The organism is Tenacibaculum sp. TB-53 (assembly GCF_059716285.2).
Genome location: NZ_CM202790.1, coordinates 1,600,839 through 1,622,603, shown reverse-complemented (window position 1 = coordinate 1,622,603; position 21,765 = coordinate 1,600,839). Strand labels below are relative to the sequence as shown.

Genomic DNA, 21,765 nt, shown 5'->3' with positions numbered 1-21,765 from the left:
AAAAATTAATAGCGCAAATATAATAGTAAAACTATTAAATAAGCGTTTGTAGATATTAATAAGATGTTAATTTTTTGGTTACAAAAACTTACAAAAGCTTATTTTTTACTACAATTAACTACATACCTTTAGGTTTTAGATGTCGAAAAATATATTCGTATAAACTTAAAATTTATGGAATATATGAATTCAAGAACTGATGTTTTAGGGCATCCAAGGGGACTTTTATACTTATTTTTTGCTGAATTATGGGAACGCTTTTCTTTTTATGGAATGCGAGCTTTATTGGTGTTGTATATGACAAAACATTTACTTTTTTCTGATGAAATGTCTTTTGGTGTGTATGCAGCATATATGTCGTTAGTGTATGTGACTCCTATGATAGGAGGTATGCTTGCTGATAAAATATTAGGATTTAGAAAAGCAATTGTTTTAGGAGGTGTGTTAATGGCATTAGGACATTTCTTTTTGACATTTGAACATCCGATATTTTTTTATGGTTCGTTATCTTTAATTATCGTTGGAAACGGTTTTTTTAAACCCAATATATCTTCGTTTGTTGGAAAGTTATATGCTGATGGAGATAATAGGAGAGATGCAGGATTTACCATATTTTATATGGGAATTAATATTGGTGGAGCAGTAGCTCCATTATTATGTGCTTGGTTAGCTGAATTATATGGTTGGCATTATGGGTTTGTTTTGGCTGGAATAGGAATGTTGTTAGGCTTGTTAGTTTTTAAAGGTGGACTTGAGAAAAATGTTTTTGAAGATAAAGGCTTAGTACCAAATCAAGAATTATTTGATGAGAAACAATTTGGAGTAAAAAAAGGAAACTTAATAACAATTGCAGCACTTTTGTCTGTTCCTGTATTTGCATTGATAGTTTATTACCATGAGTTTGAGCATTACTTAGTTTGGATTGTTTCGTTATTTCTGATATTGTTTTTAATTAAGATTTTACGAACTGTAACTTCAAAAGAACGTAAAAAACTTTCTGTAGCTATATTTTTTACCGTTTTGTATACATTGTTTGCAGCAATTTTTGAACAAGCAGGTAGTTCACTGACTTTATTTGCAGATAGAAATGTCAACTTAGTAGGAATAAATGCAGCTCAAACAAATAGTATTAATTCTACTTTTATAATTCTAATGGCAGTCCCATTTTCAATGCTTTGGGGGTATTTGCATAAAATACATAAGAATCCAAACTCTGTTATAAAATTTGGATTAGGATTATTGTTTTTAGGGGTAGGTTTTATAACTTTTAGCTTGTCAGGTTATCAAGTTGATGAATTAGCTAAAACTCCAATGATGTATTTGATTTTAGGGTACTTTATACTAACAACAGGAGAACTGTTTTTATCTCCTATTGGATTATCTAAAATGACAGAGTTATCTCCAGTAAAGTACATTGCTTTTATAATGGGCGTATGGTTTTCAGCAAACTTTTATGGTCATTTTTTTGCAGGTAAAATAGCCAATTTAACAACAGTTGTTAACGGTAGTTTAGGAGTATTTTCTAAGGGCTTTTTTGGAAAAGTAACTGAATTATTAACCGGTTTATCATCCACAACCGTTATGGGGCAACCTGAGGTTTTTCACCAATTGTACTCATATGTTTCTGTGTATGCCAACCTAGGAGTAATATCAGTAATAATAGGTTTATTAGTCATTGCTTTTTATAAGCCTGTAAAAAAATGGATGTTTGAAGTACATTAAAACTAAAAAAGCCTCAGAAATTACTCTGAGGCTTTCAAATATATGTTTAATCGGTTTTTATTTAAAAACAGATGTAATGTTTAAAGCAACTTCATCCCAAGTTTTAGAAACACCATCAGCACCTTTATGTAAGTCTTTACATGCAGTATTTAAAGACTCTAATGCTTTATTAGCTTGCCAGTCTGTAATTTTCATAGTTGCATTTAAACTAAACTTTTTTCCGTTTAATGTGTAGTTAAAAGGAAGTTTTTTACTAACACCATTCATGGTAATATTAGCATAACCAATAGAGTCATTTTCTAGAACTAATTTTCCGGAAAGTAATTCAGTTTTATCCATTACTCCAAAGAAAAACTTTTTAATTTTAAAGTCTCTACTAGTGTCTTTTGTGAAAATACTACTTACAGGAATAGAAAATTCAGCATTATTTATAGCGTCTTTAGCTGTGTTAGCTTCACCACCAGCGGTAATGTTTACTTTTTTAAATTCTCCATTTACTGGTATTTTCTCAGTAGTTTTGTAAGCTGTCCAGTTTATAACATTGTCGGCATTTTGTAATACGAATGCAGCCTTGTTTTCTACTTTAATTTCCTTATTTGTAGTTTTTGTTTCTTTTTTTGCTTCAGATTTACAAGATGTCATTTGAAAAGCTGTAAAACAAATAACTAAAGAATAAACGATTTTTTTCATGAGGTTTATTTTATAATTGAGTTTACTAGTTTAATGTATTCTTTTTTTGCTTCTGACTCACTCATACCTCTAAGCTGCATCCAAGCATTAAATTTAAAGGCATTTCGTAAGTCACTATTATCATTAAATGTAAACCTGTCTCCTTTTACAGCTTGTTTATAGTAAGCATATAAACGTAGCATAACATCAGGAGGAAGCTTTTCCTCTAGTTTAGATGCTTTTTGATAAGCTTCTTTAAACTTTAAATCTAAATCATCTTTCATAATTGAGGTTTGTGCCTATAGATAGTTTACATTATGTAATGAATGTACAAATATACGAAGGGAGCAAGGAAAAACAAGCTGTCTAGCCTATCTAATAAGCCTCCATGACCTGGCATAATTGTACCACTATCTTTCACGTTAGCTTGTCTTTTAAACTTAGATTCTACTAAATCCCCTAAAGAACCAAAAATAGCAACTATGATAGCAATAACTATCCAGTTTAAGATAGAAAAAATTCCAGAGTATTGACCAATAGCAAAACCTGCAATTATTGAAAATAATAAACCGCCTATAAACCCTTCAATTGTTTTTTTAGGAGATACTTTTTCAAATAATTTTCGTTTTCCAAAATTTTTACCCACTAAAAAGGCAAAACTATCATTAGTCCAAATAATAAATATTATATAAATAACTATGTTTGGATGATAAGAACCATTAATGAAAGGAAGGTTCATTAAGAAGTAAAATGGTAATACTAAATATATAACTTGTAAAAAAAGTTTTTTAGCTAAAGTATCTGTTTTAATTAGTTTGGAGCTAATAAGTAAATAAATCAAAGCAGTAGATCCAACTATAGTAATGCCAAATAAAAAATCAGTGTACTTAAAAGTTGTATTCTTAAAAGTTAAATAAACAACACTAGCTAAAAGTATATATGGAATTATATTTTTTGTTTGTATAATTTTAGAAAGTTCCAAAATACAAACAGTAGCAAACAAAGCAAGTAATCCTATGTATGTTTCTGCAGAATAAAGAATAGCAGAAATAAATAGAATAGCATAAACAAGTGCGGAAAGACTTCTTACAAAAAGGTTAGACATATTTTAAAGGTCTTCAAAGAGCAGCAAATATAAATCTTTTGTGTTATTATTACCATAACTCAAAAAATTATCATCCTCAACTTCAAATTTATAATTCTTAACAGAACTAATATTTGTTGGAATATTACCGCTAAAATGTGTTTTAATACCTGTTAATCCTTCTCCAGTGTTTTTTACAAGCTGGCTCGTAGTTGCATAAACTATAAAATGTTTAGAAAGAGAAGCTATTTTATGACTGCCTAATTGATTGGATGAAAATAAAATTTCTCCTTTATCGGCAATTAAATGTTCACAAGAAGTAAAAAAAGGTACAGATTCTGAGGAATGGTTTTGTACAGAAATATCAATTTTTTCAGTAATCTTTAATAAATCAAAATCGGTACAAGTAATTTTGCGCCAATTGTTTTCTTGTAAGATGTTCTTTAAATTATTACTTACTTCGTTTATTGATGTACAGTATAAAAATTTTCCTCCTTTATTAATAAAATGATGAACAAAAGAATCATCTAAAGACAAATAAACTTCTTGTTCGTTGGCTTTTTTTTCTTTAGATGATTCTTGATATATTTTAAATATTTTTTTGAAAAAATTCATTAAAATAAAAACTATTCTTCTGTTGTAATTTGAGGTTTTTCTTCTTTTCCAAAAGGTCTGTCTCCAAATATTTTTACTAAATCGTCTTTAAATATAACTTCTTTTTCAAGTAATAAATCAGCTAATTCAGTTAATTTATCTCTGTTTTGATCTAGTATGTCAACAGCTCTTTTGTATTGATTCTCTATTATTTCAGAGATTTCTTCATCAATTTTTTGTGCAGTTGCTTCACTGTATGGTTTTACAAATGAATCATTACCTGAAGAATCATAGTAAGTAACGTTTCCTACTTTATCATTTAAGCCATAAACAGTAACCATAGCTCGAGCTTGTTTAGTAACCTTTTCTAAATCACTTAACGCTCCAGTTGAGATTTTATTAAAAATTAGTTTTTCAGCTGCTCTACCTCCCATAGTAGCACACATCTCATCAAGCATTTGTTCTGTTTGAACAATTTTTCTCTCTTCAGGAAGGTACCAAGCAGCTCCTAACGATTGACCACGAGGAACAATAGTTACTTTTACTAAAGGGGCAGCATGTTCTAACATCCAACTAACAGTTGCGTGACCAGCTTCATGAAAAGCAATTACTTTCTTTTCTTTAGGAGTAATAACCTTATTTTTCTTTTCTAATCCACCTACGATTCTATCAACAGCATCTAAAAAGTCTTGATGTTCAATAGCTTCTTTACCTTTTCTAGCAGCAATTAAAGCGGCTTCATTACACAAGTTAGCGATATCTGCACCTGAGAATCCAGGTGTTTGTTGTGCTAAAAATTCTAAATCGGCATTAGCAGCTAATTTCAAAGGTTTAATGTGAACCTCAAAAATTTCTCTACGTTCGTGTAGGTCTGGTAAGTCAACATAAATTTGACGATCAAAACGACCAGCACGCATCAAAGCTTTGTCTAATACATCAGCGCGGTTGGTAGCAGCTAATACAATTACATTAGTATCAGTACCAAAACCATCCATTTCAGTTAATAATTGGTTTAAGGTATTCTCACGTTCGTCATTACCACCAGTCATACTGTTCTTACCTCTAGCACGTCCAATAGCATCAATTTCATCAATAAAAATGATTGAAGGAGATTTTTGTTGTGCTTGTTTAAATAAGTCACGTACACGTGAGGCACCAACACCAACAAACATTTCAACAAAATCTGAACCAGATAAAGAGAAAAAAGGAACTCCAGCTTCACCAGCAACAGCTTTTGCTAATAAGGTTTTACCTGTACCAGGAGGTCCTACTAATAAAGCTCCTTTAGGAATTTTACCTCCTAATTTGGTGTATTTTTCAGGGCTCTTTAAGAAGTCTACAATTTCTTGAACTTCTTCTTTAGCACCTTCTAAGCCAGCTACATTTTTAAAGGTAGTTTTAACTTTAGTGTTTTCGTCAAAAAGCTTAGCTTTAGATTTACCAATGTTAAAAATTTGCCCTCCAGCACCACCGCCTCCAGCAGCACCAGACATTCTTCTCATAAAGAAAAGCCAAATAACAATCAATAAAATAAAAGGAAGGAAGCTAATAATGGTATCCATCATGCTAGTCCTTTCAACATTAACTTTATCGAAGTCAAGATTTTTATCCTCTTTTTCTTTGTTAATTTCATTTTCAAAATTTTGTAAATCACCAAAGTTGTAAGTGTAAAGAGGAGATCCTTTTCTGTAAAATGGAGAATCTGCTAGTTTTTTATGCTCTTCTTTTTTCTCAGCTTCAGGCTTTAAAAATATTTGAGCAACATTATTGTTTTCTACAACGATTTCTTTAATATCGTTTGCTTGAAGAATTTTAGTAAACTCGTTTTTTGTAATATTACGAGAACCTAAATTACCAGAATTAAAAAAGCTTAATCCTAGTAGGATAACTATTATTGGTATGTATAGCCAAAATGAATTAAAACTAAATTTTGGCGCATTTTTTTTATTATCACTCATAAAAAGGTGTATAAAATGTTAGCAATTATGCTGGGTTGATTTCTGTAATTTTTGCATCTCCCCAAAGGCTTTCAATATCGTAAAATTCACGAACTTGTTTTTGAAAGATGTGTACAACAACATTTACGTAATCCATAAGAACCCATTCAGAGTTTCCTTGCCCTTCAATGTGCCAAGGTTTATCTTTTAGTTCTTTACTTACTATTTTTTGTACAGAGCCGGAAATGGCATTAACTTGTGTGTTCGAATTAGCAGAACAAACTACAAAATAATCACAAACAGTGTTTTCTATCTCTCTTAGATCTAGTAATTGGATATCTTCTCCTTTTACATCATCAATCCCTTTAATAATCACAGCTAAAAGATCGTCTGTGTTTGTTTGTTTTATTGTCATTAAAAAAAATTAAGTTTTAGCAAAGTTATTATTTTTTTGCGAGTAATTTATGTAATATTGATACTTGTTTTACACGCTAAATTCATATGAAAATAATCAAACTTAATGCCATCGACTCTACCAACAGTTTTTTAAAGAATATGGTGTCAAAAGTGGTAGTTGATGATTTTACGGTGGTAGTTGCAAAAACACAAACTAAAGGTAGAGGTCAAATCAATTCTGAATGGGTTGTTGAAGAGGGGAAAAACCTTACTTTTAGTGTGTTTTCAAGGTTTGTAGGGTTAAATATTCGAGAGCACAAGTACTTAAATTTTAGTGTTTCATTAAGTGTTTTTCAAGCTTTAAAAGCATTAGGAATACCAAACTTGTCGGTAAAATGGCCAAACGACATTCTGTCAGGAAATAAAAAAATAGTGGGTATATTAATTGAAAATACTCTTAAAGGGAATGATTTAGTGTCTTCTGTAATTGGTATAGGGGTCAATGTAAATCAAGCATCATTTCCCGAAAATTTACCAAATGCGTCTTCTATAAAAATGATTCTAGGAAAAGAGTTTGATTTAGAAATGTTGCTAGAAAGCATTTTAATGAAGCTAAAAGATTATTTTAATCTCTTAGAAAAAAAAGAATATGACTTACTAGAAAAGGCTTACTTAAAAGTATTGTATAAAAAAAATGTTCCAACAATGTTTAAAAATAGTCAGAACACTTTATTTATGGGGAAAATTATTGGAGTTTCAAAAAGTGGAAACCTCCAAATAGAATTAGAAAACGAAACGATTCAAGAATTTGGTTTGAAAGAAGTTTCGTTTGCTACTTTATAACTTTTCTAAATTTTCAGTTAATGTACCTATAAACTTTGTTAAAGGAGCTTTAACCATCATAGCCATCATAGCATTAAATTCGCCATTAAACTTTAAAGTAACTTTACTTTCACTATCGTTAATTTCATTAATATCAGCAGCTAATGTAAAAGGTAGTTTACTGCTTGCAGCGCCTAAAGTAACATTAGAATATTCTGTTTTTTCTTTCATGATTAAGCGAATTTCTGGCATACCTTTTAAACCAAAAATAAAGCTGTCACCATCAACCTCAAATTTTTGAGTGTTTTCAGGCATTAGTTGTTCAAAGTTTTCTAATTTAGTTAGAAATTCAAATAAATCTTTAGATGATTTTTTTACAGTAACTGTATTTCCTTCTATATTCATTGTTGTGCTGTTATTTATTGTTTTGATTCCATTCACTAGGAGCAATTCTCCAATCTTCTAATGTTCGAAGTTCTTCACTAGTAATATATTTACTATCTAAGGCTTGTTCTAGTAAATGTTCATAATTACTCAAAGTAGTAAGTTCTACTTTATCATTTTTAAAATTCTCAGTGGCAATATTAAATCCGTAAGAAAAAATAGCTATCATTCCTTTTACATTGGTATGTGCTTCTTTAAGTGCTTTTACAGCATTTAAACTACTTTTTCCTGTACTAATTAAATCCTCAATCACTACAACGTTTTGACCACTTTCTATATGTCCTTCAATTTGATTTTGTCTACCATGTTTTTTGGGTTCTGGTCTAACGTACACAAAAGGTACTCCAAGTTCTTGAGCAACTAATATACCAATAGCAATAGCACCAGTAGCAACACCTGCAATAACATCAGGTTTACCGTGTTTTTCTTCTACCAGTTTAGCAATTTCTTGTTTTAAAAAGTTTCTAACAGGAGGGTATGATAGCGTGATTCTATTATCACAGTAAATGGGTGATTTCCAGCCAGAAGCCCATGTGAAAGGTTCTTGGGGACTTAATTTTATAGCCTTAATTTGCAAAAGAAGCTCGGCAGTTTTTTTTGCTGTATCTTTGTTAAAATCCATAGCGCAAATGTATAAAGTTTTTGTTAATGATAAACCAATAATCTTTACAACTTCATTTAAAAATGAAGAAGATTTTCCAGTTTATATTTACAAAAATACAATTATTCAAGAACTTATTTATAAGTTAAAAGTAGGTAAGTTAAACGGTTTTTATATCTATTCTAATAATTTAATTGAAGATTGGAAAGATTTTAAGGTTAAATTTAAAGTAATAATTGCTGCTGGAGGTTTGGTTTTAAACGGAAGTAAAAAAGTATTGTTTATTTACAGAGGAAATAAATGGGATTTACCCAAAGGACGTGTTGAGGAAGGAGAGAACTTAATGGAAGCAGCAATAAGAGAAGTGGAAGAAGAATGTGGTATTGAAAAACTAATTATTAATAAAGAACTCCTTATTACATACCATTTGTTTATACAACAAAATGAATATCGATTAAAAGAAACACACTGGTATTTAATGTTTTCTAATTATGAAGGAAGTTTAACCCCTCAATTAGAAGAAGGTATTACAAAAGCAGAGTTTAAAAATAAAAAAGAAACAATTGAAGCATTACAGAATACATTTGCTAATATAGTAATGGTCTATGAATCTTATCTAGATAACATCGATTAATGACACTCTGTCATAAAAAATGATTGGATTTGTGTCTTTTTCTGTCAAAATACAAATAAAAAACCAATGGCATACACTTTGACTAATACTACTCGTAAAATTGAATTTAAAACTTAAAAAAAGATAAATAAAGATTATGAGTAAAATTATAGGTATAGATTTAGGTACTACGAACTCATGTGTGTCTGTGATGGAAGGTAATGAGCCTGTAGTAATTCCAAATGCAGAAGGAAAAAGAACAACCCCTTCTATAGTTGCATTTGTAGAAGGAGGTGAACGTAAAGTAGGAGATCCTGCAAAGCGTCAAGCAGTAACAAACCCAACTAAAACAGTTTATTCTATTAAACGTTTTATGGGGAATAAATATTCTGAGTCTCAAAGAGAAGCAGAAAGAGTTCCTTATGAGGTAGCAAAAGGTGATAACGATACACCAAGAGTTAAAATTGATGATCGTATGTATACACCTCAGGAAATTTCTGCAATGATATTACAGAAAATGAAGAAAACTGCTGAAGACTATTTAGGTCAAGGAGTTTCTGAAGCTGTAATTACTGTACCAGCATATTTTAACGATGCTCAACGTCAGGCAACTAAAGAAGCAGGAGAGATTGCAGGATTAAAGGTTCGTCGTATTATTAACGAGCCTACAGCTGCAGCTTTAGCTTATGGATTAGATAAAGCAAATGATGATAAGAAAATTGTAGTATTTGACTTTGGTGGAGGTACACATGATGTTTCTATCTTAGAATTAGGAGATGGAGTATTTGAAGTATTAGCTACTGATGGAGATACGCACTTAGGAGGTGATGATGTAGATGAAAAAATCATTAACTGGTTAGCAGATGAGTTTAATGCTGAAGAAAATATGGATTTACGTAAAGATCCTATGGCATTACAACGTTTAAAAGAAGCTGCTGAAAAAGCGAAGATAGAATTATCAAGCACAACTTCTACAGAAATTAACTTACCATATATCACTGCTACAGCTAGTGGACCAAAGCACTTGGTAAGAACGTTAAGTAGAGCTAAGTTTGAGCAATTAATTGACGATTTAGTAAAAAGAACTATCGAGCCTTGTCAAACAGCGTTAAAAAATGCTGATTTATCAACTTCTGATATCGATGAGATTATCTTAGTAGGAGGTTCAACTCGTATTCCTGCAATTCAAGAAGCAGTTGAGAAGTTCTTCGGAAAAGCGCCAAGTAAAGGAGTAAATCCAGACGAAGTTGTATCGTTAGGAGCAGCAATTCAAGGAGGAGTGTTAACTGGTGATGTAAAAGACGTATTATTATTAGATGTAACACCATTATCATTAGGAATTGAAACAATGGGTAATGTATTTACAAAGTTAATCGATGCAAATACAACCATTCCAACTAAAAAGTCGCAAGTATTCTCTACAGCAGTAGATAACCAACCATCGGTAGATATTCACGTATTACAAGGTGAAAGAGCGATGGCAGCAGATAACAAAACAATTGGTCGTTTCCAATTAACAGATATTCCACCAGCACCAAGAGGAGTTCCTCAAATTGAAGTAACTTTTGATATTGATGCAAACGGAATCATCAACGTATCTGCAGCGGATAAAGCAACAGGTAAATCTCAAAACATCCGTATCGAAGCTTCTTCTGGATTAACAGATGAAGAAATTCAAAAGATGAAAGCAGATGCAGAAGCAAATGCAGATGCAGATGCAAAGGCTAAAGAAACTGCAGATAAAATTAACGGAGCAGATTCTATGATTTTCCAAACTGAAAAGCAATTAAAAGAGTTTGGTGATAAATTATCAGCAGATAAGAAAGAACCAATCGAGGCTGCTTTAGAAGAGTTAAAGAAAGCACACGAATCTAAAGACCTTGCTGCTATCGATGCTGCAATGGAAAAGATTAACGAAGCTTGGAAAGTTGCTTCTGAAGAGATGTATAAAGCACAACAAGATGCACAAGCAAATGGAGCTGGTGCGCAAGGAAGTGCAGATGCAGGAGCTTCAGCTGAAGGAGGAGATAATGTAGAAGATGTAGATTTTGAAGAAGTAAAATAAATTTGATTGTATTATCCTAAAAAGCATTACAAGTTTTATTAAGACTGTAGATGTAAAAAAGCTCGTCATTTGACGGGCTTTTTTGTTTTTAAATAGGTATTAGGTGTTTTAGAAAAAAAAAAAGTGTTTTAGAAAAAGATAAAATCACTTCAGCAGTTTTTTCACTGTAAGAGGTGTCCTGTGTGTAATTTTACTTCCAATATAAGGGAGAAGTGCTTTATAACTATAAGGAAGCACAAAAAATAAATCAGAAAAATAAACACACATGAGAAAAAAAATTAACATGTATGCAAGTGCTATTCTTTTTGTACTTGTAAGTATCACAAGTTGTGATAAGGATGAAGAAATTATTCCAGCAGAGTTTTCTATTACTGATATAGAAAAGGATTTTGGAGCAGTAGAAGTAGAACAAACTATTAACTATTCGTTTAAAGTAACAAATGAGGGAGGTTCAGATTTAGAAATAGATGAATTTGTATTAAAAGGAACAAATGCTGCTGATTTTTCAACTAGTGCAGTACCAAAAGTAATTAAAAAGGAAGAATCGTATACTTTTGAAATTACCTTTGCTCCTTTAACAGAAGGAGAAAAAAAGGCTATCTTAGAAATTACGACTAATATTGGGAAAAAAGAAGTAAAAGTAACAGGAATTGCAAAACCAAAACCATTACCAGGTGTTGATTTAAGTGAAACGGCTTTGGTTTTTGGAAACGTAGAGATTAATCAAACAAAAGACGCTACGTTTACTATAACTAATAGTGGAGATGCAGACTTAGAAATTACAGGCTTTGAAATAAAAGGGACCAATGCTGCTAACTTTTCAACTTCAGCAACAACAGAAACTTTAGCTGCAGGAGAAACTAAAACCATTACGGTAGTATTTGAGCCAACCAATGTAGGAGAAAAAACAGCAAGTTTAGAGGTGACAACTAATGCAGGTGTTAAAGCCATTGCCTTAAGCGGTAAAGCTACAGCAACACCTATGTCAGTTATAGAGTTTAGTGAATCACCTATAAGTTTTGGGAATGTTGAAGTAGGTGAAGACTTATCTAAAAATATTATAGTTTCTAATACAGGAAATACAGATTTAGAGATTACTAATGTGAATATTATAGGAGGTAGTTCATCATCATCTTTTACAGTAATAGGAGGAACAAGTTCATTAATAAGAACTATTGCTCCAGGTGATACATATACTTTTGAAGTTAAGTTCACGCCAAGTTCACAAGGATTTGCTTCAGCATCTATTAGATTTTTTAATAACTCTAGTGAAAATGAAGTGTTTTTACCAATGAATGGAACAGGAACAGCGCCAGCACAACCTGCAATTGCTTTTAGTGAAACAGGATTGAACTTTGGTGATGTTACTGTAGGGAACTCTGGAAATGATTTAACTTTTGCTATTCAGAATAATGGTCAAGGAAATTTAGAGGTAAGTAATATTAGAATGAGCGGAGCCAATGCTAATAACTTTACTTTGGTAAATGTATCTGCACCACAAACGATTGCTCCTAATAGCTTTTATGAGGTAACAGCACGTTTTACACCACAATCTGAAGGACAAAAGCAAGCAATGATAGTTGTAGAAAGTAATGATCCTACAAAACCGAGTTATGCTATTATTATTAGTGGAAAGGGGTTGCAAGCTGCTACAGGTAATATTGTAAACATACCAGATGCCAACTTTAAGTCAGCATTGGTAGGGAATTCATCGATAAATACAAATGGAGATGGTGAAATTCAGGTTTCAGAAGCACAAGCTTACACAGGTGTCATTCGTGTAGATGGTCTTAGTATTTCAGATGTTACTGGTTTAGAGGTTTTTGAAAATATTTCACAATTTCATGCAATGAACAACTCTTTAACAAGTATAGATTTAAGCCAAAACACAGCAATAACACATTTGTCGTTAAAAAACAATAACTTAACTTCATTAGATCTTTCAGCTAATACAGCTTTACAAACAATATTAATTCAGCAAAATAGTATTAGTACAATAGATTTAACAAATCATTCTAGCTTAGTGAATTTTCAATGTGGAGGTAACAATATTTCTACGTTAGTGTTACCTACTATTGCAAACGGTTTAAGAACTTTATATTTAGAACAGAATCAAATTAGTACGTTAGATGTTTCTATGTATCCAGATTTAAGAACACTTGTTGCTTATAATAACAACTTATCAAGCATGGATATTTCTAATAATTCAAGAGTAATTTCATTGCATTTAAGAAATAATAATTTAACAAGTTTAAACGTAGCAAATGGTAATAATGTAAATTTCATTTATATGATTGCAGATGGAAATGATAACTTAACATGTATTCAACATGATGCTGGTTTTGATCCTTTGAATCCACCAAATACACAAGCAAACCAATGGGTTAAGCCATCTGGAGCTTCTTGGAATACAGTCGCATGTCAATAAAAAACATTCCCTTTAAATAGTAATTCAAGAAAGAAAGTTACCTGTGTAAAAAGCAGGTAGCTTCTAATAGTATAAAAACAATAATAGAAATGAAAAAATATACAATATTAGTTTGTTTATTCTTAGCTAGTTTTTTGTTTCATCAAACAGCCAATGCTCAGTTTGGTAACATGTTAAAAAAAGCTAAGCAAAAAGTAACAAAAAAAATAGAAGAGAAAGCTTCTTCATCAATAGAAAAATCAACTACAAGTTCAGATACTAATTCAACGTCTAATACAAATGAGTATTCAGATGAAGAGTTTAAGAAAGAGTTAGCTAAAAAGTATCCCAACGATAAAGAAAAGCAAGATTTTTATTTTAAAAAGTATAAAGAATATCAACAAAAACAAGTAGCGGAAAAAGAAGCCTTATTAGCTAAAGAAAATAGTAAAGGAACAGTTGTGAGCGAAATTCCTTCACCTATAGAAAGTAGTGAAAATGATAAATTTAAAGACAATCAAATTTATGTATTAAACAGAACGAAATTTAAAAAAATGCCTGCTTATGATGGTGGTTTTTCTGATAAGATGGAACTGTCTGGTTACTACCATTTATCACAATACTTTGTTAGAAATCCTTCAAGTCATTTTGATAGCAATCCAGGTGATATTTACGAAGGCTTTTCTATTGAATATGATCCAACATCATATCAGTTAAATGCATATTTTTCACCAAACCAAAAACGTTATGGTGTGGTTCCTGAAAAATATAGAAAATCTGCCGATAAAGGTAATATTCAGTTCCAATTTGGAATGGGAGGCGGACCAGAATGGACTAATGCTAATGTTCTCTTATTGGAACCAGGAGTATTATTAATTGGAGCAGAGGTATATCATAAAAACGATAACGTTGGTCATAAGTGGATGAATAATGCTCAACCAAAGCAGTTTGTAATTGCTGCAAAAAATCCAGAAAAAATTAAGAAGTATTATAAAAATCCTGAATTAACATCTCAAACAACTTTTGCTAAGTTTGATAACTTACGTAAAGATTGGTTAGGAGCAAAGTTAAATAGTGTAACAATGCCAGCAAAAGGGAGTTTTGATAAAAACTCAGCAATTAAAAATGCAGCTGTAAGTGGATTGAATAAATATTATGGTAAAATGAGTATGAAAAATATATATCAATACATGACATCTGATAAATGGTCAACTGTAAAACATAAGGTAACAGGGGTACCTTTATATCAATGGGCTGTAGGAGCTGTTGTACAGAAAAATTCAGATGGGCAATGTATGTTGCAACAGTTTATAGTAAGAAAAGATTATATAGGTGGAGGAAAATATGGGAGTCCTTTTTTTAATGGAATTAACAGAGGAAGTATTAGAGCTCCTTATGGAGGGTATGTAAAATGTGATGCTAAACCTAAAAACTAAAATATAGACTTTAAGTTAAGAATAGTTCTAAAAGGTGGTGTTTTGCGTATTATTGCATAACCACCTTTTTTTGTAATAAAATTAAATTTGTGAAAAAAACTTTTTATATACTAATCTTTATTTCTTTTCTCTTTGAAAATGTATTTTCACAGGAGCCTTTTTATACACAATTTACATCTGATGATGGATTAGTATCTTTAGCAAATTATAATATTATACAAGATAAAAATAACCTAGTTTGGGTTGGAGGGGAGCAAGGTTTGTTTTATTACAATGGTAAAAGATTTAGGCAAGTTAAAAATACTATTTCTACCACAAAAAGTATTTTTAACTTACAAATAGATAAGGAAGGACAAATTTGGTGTTCGACCATTTCAGGACATATTTATAAAGTAGTAAATAAAGAACTACAATTATTTAAAGATTTTTCAAATGAATTGAAAGGAGCATTTGCAAGCTTAATTGTTTTTAATGATGATGTGTTCTTTATATCACAAAGAAAAAGTTACCAAATAGATAAAAAAACTGCGTCGATAAAAAAAGACCTAAATGCCAATATTTCTAAAATAGCAAAAACAAAAAATGGTTTTTTTTACTACAATTTAAAAGAAACTAATACTATAACTCAAGTTTATGAAGAAAGTGGGCAAGCAGTTTTTAAAAAAATAAATTTTGATATAGAAAAAAACTTTTTAAATGAAGGAAAGCTTCAAATGTTTGAATGGTTTGATGATGTTGTTGTTAAAGTAGAAAAGGAGAACTCAAAGATATTTTCAGTTAATATACATACGAGAAAAATAACTACCACAAAACTTCCTGAAGCTCTTAAAAAAGCACAAGTTTATAATACCAAAAAGTTTAAAGAAAACTGGTTGTTAACATCAAAAGGTATTTATATAACTTTAAACAAAAACAAAGTAAATAATACTAAACAAATTTTTAAAGATTATCATATAACTGATGTTCTAAAAGATAATGAGAATAATTATTGGCTTGCAACACTGCAAAATGGAATTTTCGTTGTGCCAAGTTTAGAAATAACGAAGAAAAGTTTTGTGGAAATAAAAGAAGATATTATCTCAATAGAAACCATTGGTAATAATAGATTATTATTAGGAACTCAAAATGGTAACTTAATAGATTACAATACAGAAGATAATTATTATAAAATTATCAGTTTATCTAATCAACGACCTGTTAATAGAATAAAATATAATAAAAACCTACAAAAAGCATATATAAGCACAAACGGAACCAGTAGCTATACATATGATATAAAAAAGTTGAAAATTACTAATGTAGGAAATCAGTTTACCACAGCTAAAGGTTTTACGAAAATAAATAAAGATTCATTGGTGTATCTATCATATCGACGTGCTATTATTTATACTCAACTTTCTAGAAATAAAGACTATATAGTTTTAGAAAACAAAAGACCTATTAGTACTCATTACGATTCAAAAAACAAACTTATTTACGTTACTTATATTGATGGAACAGTAGCCTATAACAATAAATTACAAACTATTCCAGTACATCATCAAAATAAACCTATTATTTTTTCTGAATACACTCAAACTACTAACGGTAAAATATGGGCAACTACAAGAGATAAAATTTTAGCTTTAGAGGGAGGAAAAGTAACTGATAGCATAACCTGTTTAAACGGATTGTTAAAATCTCAAATAAAAGGAATTTTAGGGAAGGACAATTTTCTATGGATTGTTACTGAAAAAGGAATACAGCGATACGATACAGATAAAAAAATAATAAATACAATAAACTTAACTGATAAAAGTGCTATAAAATTTAAAACTCCAGTAATACAAAATAATTATTTATGGATACCTGGTAACAATTTTTTATGTAGAATAAACACATCTGTTCCAGAGTTAATAGAACCAAAATTAGCTCCGTTAGCCTACATAAGTAATGTTAAAATTGGAGGAATAGAACAAGAAATAAAAACAAAATACAAACTGCCTTACAAAACTAACGACATTACATTTAACTTTAATGCTAATGGATTTAAATCTAGTAGTAAAAATGTTTTTCAATATAAACTTTTAGGTTTTAATACAGAATGGCAAACATCTGAGTTAAACGATGATGTAGTAAGATATATTGGAATTCCATCAGGAAGATATAAGTTTTTACTTAGAACTAAAAGTTTAGATGGAAGTATAGGAAAAGAAAGTAAAGGAGTTAAAATAATTGTACAAAAGCCTTTTTGGGAAAGTTGGTGGTTTATTGTGACAATATTTATAATATCTGTTTTAGGAATAATAATATATTACCGAATTAAATTAAAATGGAAAGAAGAGGAAGGAGAACGAGAACTAGAAAGGGTAATTTTAGATAGTAGAATAAGTAAGTTAAGGCTAGAAAACTTACGCTCACAAATGAACCCTCATTTTATTTTTAATTCCTTAGGAGCTATTCAAGATTATGTAATGAAGAATGAGAAATATTTAGCAAGTGATTACTTAGTTAAATTTTCTCGTTTAATAAGAATGTATTTAAATCATAGTAGAGTAAATGTAATACTACTCAAAGAAGAACTTAGTTCACTCGAGATTTATATATCATTAGAGCAATTACGATTTGAAAATAAATTTAAGGTTCACTTCTTAGTAGATAAAAACATAAATAAAGATCAAATTGAAGTTCCGCCGTTGTTTATACAACCTTTTGTAGAAAATGCTATAAAACACGGACTTGTTCATAAGAAAGACCAAGGGAATTTATGGATAACAATAGAAGAAAATATTAACAAGGTTTTAATTATAACGATAAAAGATGATGGTGTTGGACGAAAAAAATCTTCAGAAATTAATAAGAAAAGAAAAGGGCATAAGTCTTTTGCTGTAAACGCTACCCAAGAGCGAGTTTCGTTGTATAAGAAAGAAAAGTTATTTGATATTTCAGTAGATTTTACGGATAAAGTAGATGAAAACAATAATGCTACAGGAACGATAGTAACACTAAAAATAAAAAGAATTTAATAATGAAAGCTTTAATAATTGATGATGAGGCAAAAGCACGTAGTGTAATGAAAACGATGCTTACAGAGTTTTTTCCTGAAATAAAAAATGTTATTACAGCAGATAACTTAGTAGATGGAGTAAAGTCAATTAAAGAAAACAATCCAGACATTGTTTTTTTAGATATTGAAATGCCTGAGTACTCAGGTTTAGAAATATTAGATTTTATTTCAGAGCCTATAGAGTTTCAATTAATTTTTACAACAGCATATCAACAATACGCATTAGAAGCACTAAAATTATCTGCAATAGATTATTTGGTTAAACCAATTGACAGAGAAGAGTTACGAGTAGCTATAAATAAAGCAAAAGTTAATATTAACCAAAAAAAGGTAACAGCACAATTTTCAGAGTTAAAAAAAGCCATTCAATCATTATCATCACATAAAATCGCTTTAGAAGTACCAGGAGAAATTATTTTTGTTTCGCATGAAGATATTTTATACTTAGAAGCAGATGGAATGTATACAAAAGTACATTTAGCAAATAGAGAAAGAGAATTAATTTGTAAACCACTAGCATACTTTGAAAATCAACTTCAGGGAAACAACTTATTTTTTAGATGTCATAGGTCTTACTTAATAAACCTTCATTATTTAGAAAAATTTGTTAAAAAAGACGGAGATTTTTTATTAATGCAAAATCAAACAACAATTCCTATTTCAAAAACAAAAAAGCAAGAATTTCTAAAAATTATAAAAGAAGTATTTTAGATTTGTAAAATGCAATTTTACCAAAAAGAAATTCAATTACCAGCATTTAATAGAGGCTATCACTTAATTACAGATGTTTTGTTAGAAGCACTTCCTGAGCTTGAAAATATTCAAATAGGACATTTACAGGTATTTATAAAGCATACTTCTGCTAGTTTAACCATTAATGAAAATGCAGATCCTACCGTTCGAATAGATTTCGAATCGCATATCAATAAAATGGTTCCTGAAAATATGCCATACTATAAACACGATTATGAAGGTGCCGATGATATGCCAGCACATATTAAAAGTTCTATGTTAGGATGTCAGGTACAAATTCCAATTACCAATGGAAATCTCAACTTAGGAACTTGGCAAGGAATATACTTAGGTGAGCACAGAAATTATGGAGGTAAAAGAAAAATAGTACTAACAGCTTTTGGAAATTAAATGAAGTATCATAAATTCAATTTTTACAGAAGTACATACTGTGAGTTTGAAATGCAAAATGTCAATTTCTTTGATGATATGAAGGCACATTTTCAAAGTAAATCAGGTAGTTATTACTATTACACAGCCGAGGGTGTTTTTCGTTATTCAAATCACTGGGGTAGGGTTGCCAATTGTCGTTGGAAGATTCAGGGAATAGAAAACTATAAAAATCAAAATTATTATGTAGGGTACGCAAATTGGTCTGATTTTTATCCATTAAATAGTACTGATAAAGTATTCTATTTAGAAGTAGGTTATACAGTGCATAAAGTGAATATTAAAAGAGTTCAAAATAATTCAGAAGAAGCTCATTTTTTAATGACTTCAGAGTTTGCACATCAGCGTTTAAAACAAATTCAAACTCTGTTTAAAGAATACAAGTGGGCACGTTATTATGAAGAGGATATTGAAACTTTAAGAAGAAAAATAATTGACAAACTCATCACAACAAACAAAACCTTACAGCAAGTTAAATTAGAGTTATAAATCTTTATAATCTCTATTAACGCCAAGACTAAATCCAAAACGGGTGTCACTCTCTCTACCAAGTCTGTGAATAGCTACTTTACCTAATGGAATTTTACCAAACTCATTATTAGTAATTTCTTCATTATTTAAAAAAAGCTTTCCTTTAAACTGCTTTTGGGTGTTATACTCACTTCTATCTTTTTTATTTTGATAAACATTTATGGATAAAATATTATCTCTATCAGTATAACCGCAAAAAATACCATGTGTATCCCAAATAATATAATTATTACTTTTTTTTAATTCTCTACTAGGTTTGCCTAAAACATCAATTAAAGTATTATAATTAGTAGGAAATGTAAGAGGTTTATTATTAACATGTATAATGTTAGTATCACATATAATAGTTAAACTCGTTACTTTTTTCTTTTTAAAAAAATTAAACATGACAGTTATTGATTTGATTAACGGGGGCGAGCGTAAAACTAAAAAATAAATTTTAACTAACTCCTTTCTCTTTTAGTTAAATTTGCTAATTAGATTTAAAATCCTAATAAACAATGAACATACCTCAAACAAGTTTTCCTCGAATAATAATTATAGGAGGTGGGTTTGCAGGATTGGCAGTAACAAGAGCTCTAGAAAACCAAGATTTACAAGTAGTATTAATAGATAAACACAATTACCATACTTTTCAACCTTTACTATATCAAGTAGCCACAGGAGGATTGGAGCCTGACAGTATAGCGTTCCCTTTGAGAAAAAGATTTAATGATGTAGAAAACTTTTTCTTCAGATTAGCAAAAGTAACCCAAATACATGCCGAGAAAAACTATATAGAAACTACGATAGGAAATTTAGAGTATGATGAGTTGATTATAGCCACAGGTTCAACAACAAACTTTTTTGGAAATACTAATATTCAAAAGTATGCTATGGAAATGAAATCGGTTCCACAAGCATTAAATATTCGTAGTTTGGTTTTAGAGAATTTTGAAGAAGCATTATTGGTAACCGATTTAGAAAAGCGAAGAGCATTAATGAATTTTGTTATTGTAGGAGGTGGACCAACAGGAGTAGAGTTGGCAGGAGCTTTGGCAGAAATGAAAAAAGGAATTTTACCTAAAGACTACCCAGACTTAGATATTCGGCAGATGAAAATTAATCTCATTCAAAGCTCAGGAGAGCTATTAAAAGGAATGAGTAATGGAGCTTCTAAAAAAGCGGAAGATTTTTTAATAAAACTAGGAGTAGATGTGTGGAAAAATCTTCGTGTACTTGATTATGATGGAGAAACTGTTACTACAAACGGAGAAGATCATTTTAAAGCACAAACGGTTATTTGGGCAGCAGGAGTAAAAGGAGCTGCTGTTAATGGTTTAAATGAAGAATGTGTAGTTGAAAGAGCTAATCGATTTAAAGTAGATGAATACAACAAAGTAATAGGCTACGATAATATTTATGCTATTGGAGATGTAGCATGTATGGAAACTAAAACTTATAAAAGAGGGCATCCAATGATGGCGCAACCAGCGATTCAACAAGGACGATTATTGGGTAAAAATATCTTAGCCAAAATAAAAAGCAAAAAACAAAAACCATTTGTGTACAACAGCAAAGGATCTATGGCAACCATTGGAAGAAATAAAGCGGTAGTAGATTTATCTCATTGGAAATTTCAAGGAGTTTTTGCATGGTTTATATGGATGTTTGTACATCTATTTTCACTCATCGGATTTAGAAATAAAGCGGTAGTGTTTATGAATTGGGTATATAACTACATACGTTTTGATAGAGAAACAAGGTTAATTATTCGCCCTTATAAAAAGAAAAATAAGTATAGCTTTAAAGAACAAGAAAATGGCAATCACTAGAAATATTAAGTGCCCTAACTGTGGAGTTTTCAATAAAAATAGAGATTACTGTAAAAACTGTAATACATTAATTTCTTTTGAAAAAAAACAAGAAGAAAAAGTTACAGCTTATAAGCAAGAAGAACTCAAAAAAGCGAAGCATGAAATAGAAAATCCTAATTTAGCAGAACGGTTAAAAAAACATTCGTTTTGGCTGTACCGTATTGTTGGTTGGGTTTTATATTCAGCATATTTATTGGTGAGTGCTATTGGAGCTTTAATAGCATGGTTTATAGCAATGGTAGCAGCAGGGTAGGGTAGCGTGAAACAAAAGATACTTACATATTATTTTGCTATTTCAATACTAATAGGGAGTCTAATTTATATAGCACAAAAGTTAATTATAAAACTACCTACATTAGT

Annotated in this window: 21 protein-coding genes; 12 read left to right on the top strand and 9 right to left on the bottom strand. The window is 30.4% G+C overall.

Going from position 1 to position 21,765, the window contains the following annotated elements:
* Positions 1–183: 183 nt before the first annotated feature.
* On the top strand, positions 184–1,722 hold the full coding sequence (locus AC3VJB_RS07405) for a peptide MFS transporter (RefSeq protein WP_159615716.1): 1,539 nt from the start codon (positions 184–186) through the stop codon (positions 1,720–1,722).
* 57 nt (positions 1,723–1,779) lie between these two features.
* On the opposite strand, the gene AC3VJB_RS07400 is transcribed toward AC3VJB_RS07405, so the two are convergent.
* From AC3VJB_RS07400 to rsfS, 6 genes are read right to left on the bottom strand one after another with little or no spacing between them, the layout of a single operon-like run.
* A complete protein-coding gene (locus tag AC3VJB_RS07400; RefSeq protein WP_159615706.1) occupies positions 1,780–2,412 on the bottom strand; it encodes a YceI family protein in 633 nt (210 codons plus the stop codon).
* 5 nt (positions 2,413–2,417) lie between these two features.
* On the bottom strand, positions 2,418–2,675 hold the full coding sequence (locus tag AC3VJB_RS07395) for an acyl-CoA-binding protein (RefSeq protein ID WP_047789327.1): 258 nt from the start codon (positions 2,673–2,675) through the stop codon (positions 2,418–2,420).
* Between the two features lie 26 nt (positions 2,676–2,701).
* Positions 2,702–3,496 carry a phosphatidate cytidylyltransferase gene (locus AC3VJB_RS07390; protein WP_497666962.1) on the bottom strand — a complete coding sequence of 265 codons (795 nt, stop codon included), beginning with the start codon at positions 3,494–3,496 and terminating at the stop codon, positions 2,702–2,704.
* A gap of 3 nt (positions 3,497–3,499) precedes the next feature.
* Positions 3,500–4,090 carry a hypothetical protein gene (locus AC3VJB_RS07385; RefSeq protein ID WP_047789325.1) on the bottom strand — a complete coding sequence of 197 codons (591 nt, stop codon included), beginning with the start codon at positions 4,088–4,090 and terminating at the stop codon, positions 3,500–3,502.
* Between the two features lie 11 nt (positions 4,091–4,101).
* Positions 4,102–6,027, bottom strand: a complete 1,926-nt coding sequence (gene ftsH / locus AC3VJB_RS07380) for an ATP-dependent zinc metalloprotease FtsH (protein ID WP_047789324.1) — start codon at positions 6,025–6,027, stop codon at positions 4,102–4,104.
* A 25-nt stretch (positions 6,028–6,052) separates the two neighbouring features.
* Positions 6,053–6,421, bottom strand: coding sequence for a ribosome silencing factor (gene rsfS, locus AC3VJB_RS07375; protein ID WP_047789323.1), 369 nt, complete (start codon positions 6,419–6,421; stop codon positions 6,053–6,055).
* A gap of 86 nt (positions 6,422–6,507) precedes the next feature.
* Between rsfS and AC3VJB_RS07370 the strand changes: the two genes are divergently transcribed.
* The gene (locus AC3VJB_RS07370; protein WP_239178937.1) at positions 6,508–7,245 is read left to right on the top strand and encodes a biotin--[acetyl-CoA-carboxylase] ligase; all 738 of its coding nucleotides are present in this window, start codon (positions 6,508–6,510) and stop codon (positions 7,243–7,245) included.
* On the opposite strand, the gene AC3VJB_RS07365 is transcribed toward AC3VJB_RS07370, so the two are convergent.
* On the bottom strand, positions 7,240–7,629 hold the full coding sequence (locus tag AC3VJB_RS07365; RefSeq protein WP_047789390.1) for an orotate phosphoribosyltransferase: 390 nt from the start codon (positions 7,627–7,629) through the stop codon (positions 7,240–7,242). The genes AC3VJB_RS07370 and AC3VJB_RS07365 overlap by 6 nt on opposite strands.
* A gap of 10 nt (positions 7,630–7,639) precedes the next feature.
* Positions 7,640–8,290 carry an orotate phosphoribosyltransferase gene (pyrE, locus tag AC3VJB_RS07360; protein ID WP_047789321.1) on the bottom strand — a complete coding sequence of 217 codons (651 nt, stop codon included), beginning with the start codon at positions 8,288–8,290 and terminating at the stop codon, positions 7,640–7,642.
* 7 nt (positions 8,291–8,297) lie between these two features.
* Here pyrE and AC3VJB_RS07355 point away from each other — a divergent pair, with 7 nt between their 5' ends.
* The 8 genes from AC3VJB_RS07355 (at position 8,298) to AC3VJB_RS07320 (ending at position 19,507) form a co-directional block, all read left to right on the top strand.
* The gene (locus AC3VJB_RS07355; RefSeq protein ID WP_159492505.1) at positions 8,298–8,903 is read left to right on the top strand and encodes an NUDIX hydrolase; all 606 of its coding nucleotides are present in this window, start codon (positions 8,298–8,300) and stop codon (positions 8,901–8,903) included.
* Positions 8,904–9,039: 136 nt separating this feature from the next.
* Positions 9,040–10,947, top strand: coding sequence for a molecular chaperone DnaK (gene dnaK, locus AC3VJB_RS07350; protein WP_047789320.1), 1,908 nt, complete (start codon positions 9,040–9,042; stop codon positions 10,945–10,947).
* 265 nt (positions 10,948–11,212) lie between these two features.
* Positions 11,213–13,375, top strand: a complete 2,163-nt coding sequence (locus tag AC3VJB_RS07345; RefSeq protein WP_125068005.1) for a choice-of-anchor D domain-containing protein — start codon at positions 11,213–11,215, stop codon at positions 13,373–13,375.
* Positions 13,376–13,464: 89 nt separating this feature from the next.
* Complete coding sequence (locus AC3VJB_RS07340) at positions 13,465–14,790, top strand: hypothetical protein (protein WP_047789318.1); 1,326 nt, start codon at positions 13,465–13,467, stop codon at positions 14,788–14,790.
* An 89-nt stretch (positions 14,791–14,879) separates the two neighbouring features.
* A complete protein-coding gene (locus tag AC3VJB_RS07335; RefSeq protein ID WP_437822798.1) occupies positions 14,880–17,795 on the top strand; it encodes a sensor histidine kinase in 2,916 nt (971 codons plus the stop codon).
* 2 nt (positions 17,796–17,797) lie between these two features.
* On the top strand, positions 17,798–18,547 hold the full coding sequence (locus AC3VJB_RS07330) for a LytR/AlgR family response regulator transcription factor (RefSeq protein WP_047789316.1): 750 nt from the start codon (positions 17,798–17,800) through the stop codon (positions 18,545–18,547).
* 9 nt (positions 18,548–18,556) lie between these two features.
* Positions 18,557–18,979 carry a secondary thiamine-phosphate synthase enzyme YjbQ gene (locus AC3VJB_RS07325; RefSeq protein WP_497666961.1) on the top strand — a complete coding sequence of 141 codons (423 nt, stop codon included), beginning with the start codon at positions 18,557–18,559 and terminating at the stop codon, positions 18,977–18,979.
* The gene (locus tag AC3VJB_RS07320; RefSeq protein WP_159492500.1) at positions 18,980–19,507 is read left to right on the top strand and encodes a hypothetical protein; all 528 of its coding nucleotides are present in this window, start codon (positions 18,980–18,982) and stop codon (positions 19,505–19,507) included.
* On the opposite strand, the gene AC3VJB_RS07315 is transcribed toward AC3VJB_RS07320, so the two are convergent.
* Positions 19,502–19,936, bottom strand: coding sequence for a DUF7738 domain-containing protein (locus AC3VJB_RS07315; RefSeq protein ID WP_047789313.1), 435 nt, complete (start codon positions 19,934–19,936; stop codon positions 19,502–19,504). The genes AC3VJB_RS07320 and AC3VJB_RS07315 overlap by 6 nt on opposite strands.
* Positions 19,937–20,049: 113 nt before the next feature.
* On the opposite strand from AC3VJB_RS07315, the gene AC3VJB_RS07310 reads away from it, so the two are divergent.
* The gene (locus tag AC3VJB_RS07310; protein ID WP_462098581.1) at positions 20,050–21,363 is read left to right on the top strand and encodes an NAD(P)/FAD-dependent oxidoreductase; all 1,314 of its coding nucleotides are present in this window, start codon (positions 20,050–20,052) and stop codon (positions 21,361–21,363) included.
* Positions 21,350–21,658 carry a hypothetical protein gene (locus AC3VJB_RS07305; protein WP_047789311.1) on the top strand — a complete coding sequence of 103 codons (309 nt, stop codon included), beginning with the start codon at positions 21,350–21,352 and terminating at the stop codon, positions 21,656–21,658. Before AC3VJB_RS07310 ends, AC3VJB_RS07305 begins: the two co-directional genes overlap by 14 nt.
* The last annotated feature ends 107 nt before the right edge of the window (positions 21,659–21,765 follow it).

Excerpts from the sequence above, each read along its gene's own strand:
- AC3VJB_RS07405 (WP_159615716.1), top strand. The coding sequence starts at position 184 with ATGAATTCAAGAACTGATGTTTTAGGGCATCCAAGGGGACTTTTATAC.
- AC3VJB_RS07345 (WP_125068005.1), top strand. The coding sequence starts at position 11,213 with ATGAGAAAAAAAATTAACATGTATGCAAGTGCTATTCTTTTTGTACTT.
- dnaK (WP_047789320.1), top strand. The coding sequence starts at position 9,040 with ATGAGTAAAATTATAGGTATAGATTTAGGTACTACGAACTCATGTGTG.
- AC3VJB_RS07330 (WP_047789316.1), top strand. The coding sequence starts at position 17,798 with ATGAAAGCTTTAATAATTGATGATGAGGCAAAAGCACGTAGTGTAATG.
- ftsH (WP_047789324.1), bottom strand. The coding sequence starts at position 6,027 with ATGAGTGATAATAAAAAAAATGCGCCAAAATTTAGTTTTAATTCATTT.
- AC3VJB_RS07390 (WP_497666962.1), bottom strand. The coding sequence starts at position 3,496 with ATGTCTAACCTTTTTGTAAGAAGTCTTTCCGCACTTGTTTATGCTATT.
- AC3VJB_RS07385 (WP_047789325.1), bottom strand. The coding sequence starts at position 4,090 with ATGAATTTTTTCAAAAAAATATTTAAAATATATCAAGAATCATCTAAA.
- AC3VJB_RS07400 (WP_159615706.1), bottom strand. The coding sequence starts at position 2,412 with ATGAAAAAAATCGTTTATTCTTTAGTTATTTGTTTTACAGCTTTTCAA.
- AC3VJB_RS07305 (WP_047789311.1), top strand. The coding sequence starts at position 21,350 with ATGGCAATCACTAGAAATATTAAGTGCCCTAACTGTGGAGTTTTCAAT.
- AC3VJB_RS07370 (WP_239178937.1), top strand. The coding sequence starts at position 6,508 with ATGAAAATAATCAAACTTAATGCCATCGACTCTACCAACAGTTTTTTA.
- AC3VJB_RS07395 (WP_047789327.1), bottom strand. The coding sequence starts at position 2,675 with ATGAAAGATGATTTAGATTTAAAGTTTAAAGAAGCTTATCAAAAAGCA.
- AC3VJB_RS07355 (WP_159492505.1), top strand. The coding sequence starts at position 8,298 with ATGTATAAAGTTTTTGTTAATGATAAACCAATAATCTTTACAACTTCA.
- AC3VJB_RS07325 (WP_497666961.1), top strand. The coding sequence starts at position 18,557 with ATGCAATTTTACCAAAAAGAAATTCAATTACCAGCATTTAATAGAGGC.
- rsfS (WP_047789323.1), bottom strand. The coding sequence starts at position 6,421 with ATGACAATAAAACAAACAAACACAGACGATCTTTTAGCTGTGATTATT.
- AC3VJB_RS07340 (WP_047789318.1), top strand. The coding sequence starts at position 13,465 with ATGAAAAAATATACAATATTAGTTTGTTTATTCTTAGCTAGTTTTTTG.
- AC3VJB_RS07320 (WP_159492500.1), top strand. The coding sequence starts at position 18,980 with ATGAAGTATCATAAATTCAATTTTTACAGAAGTACATACTGTGAGTTT.
- AC3VJB_RS07365 (WP_047789390.1), bottom strand. The coding sequence starts at position 7,629 with ATGAATATAGAAGGAAATACAGTTACTGTAAAAAAATCATCTAAAGAT.
- AC3VJB_RS07310 (WP_462098581.1), top strand. The coding sequence starts at position 20,050 with ATGAACATACCTCAAACAAGTTTTCCTCGAATAATAATTATAGGAGGT.
- AC3VJB_RS07315 (WP_047789313.1), bottom strand. The coding sequence starts at position 19,936 with ATGTTTAATTTTTTTAAAAAGAAAAAAGTAACGAGTTTAACTATTATA.
- pyrE (WP_047789321.1), bottom strand. The coding sequence starts at position 8,290 with ATGGATTTTAACAAAGATACAGCAAAAAAAACTGCCGAGCTTCTTTTG.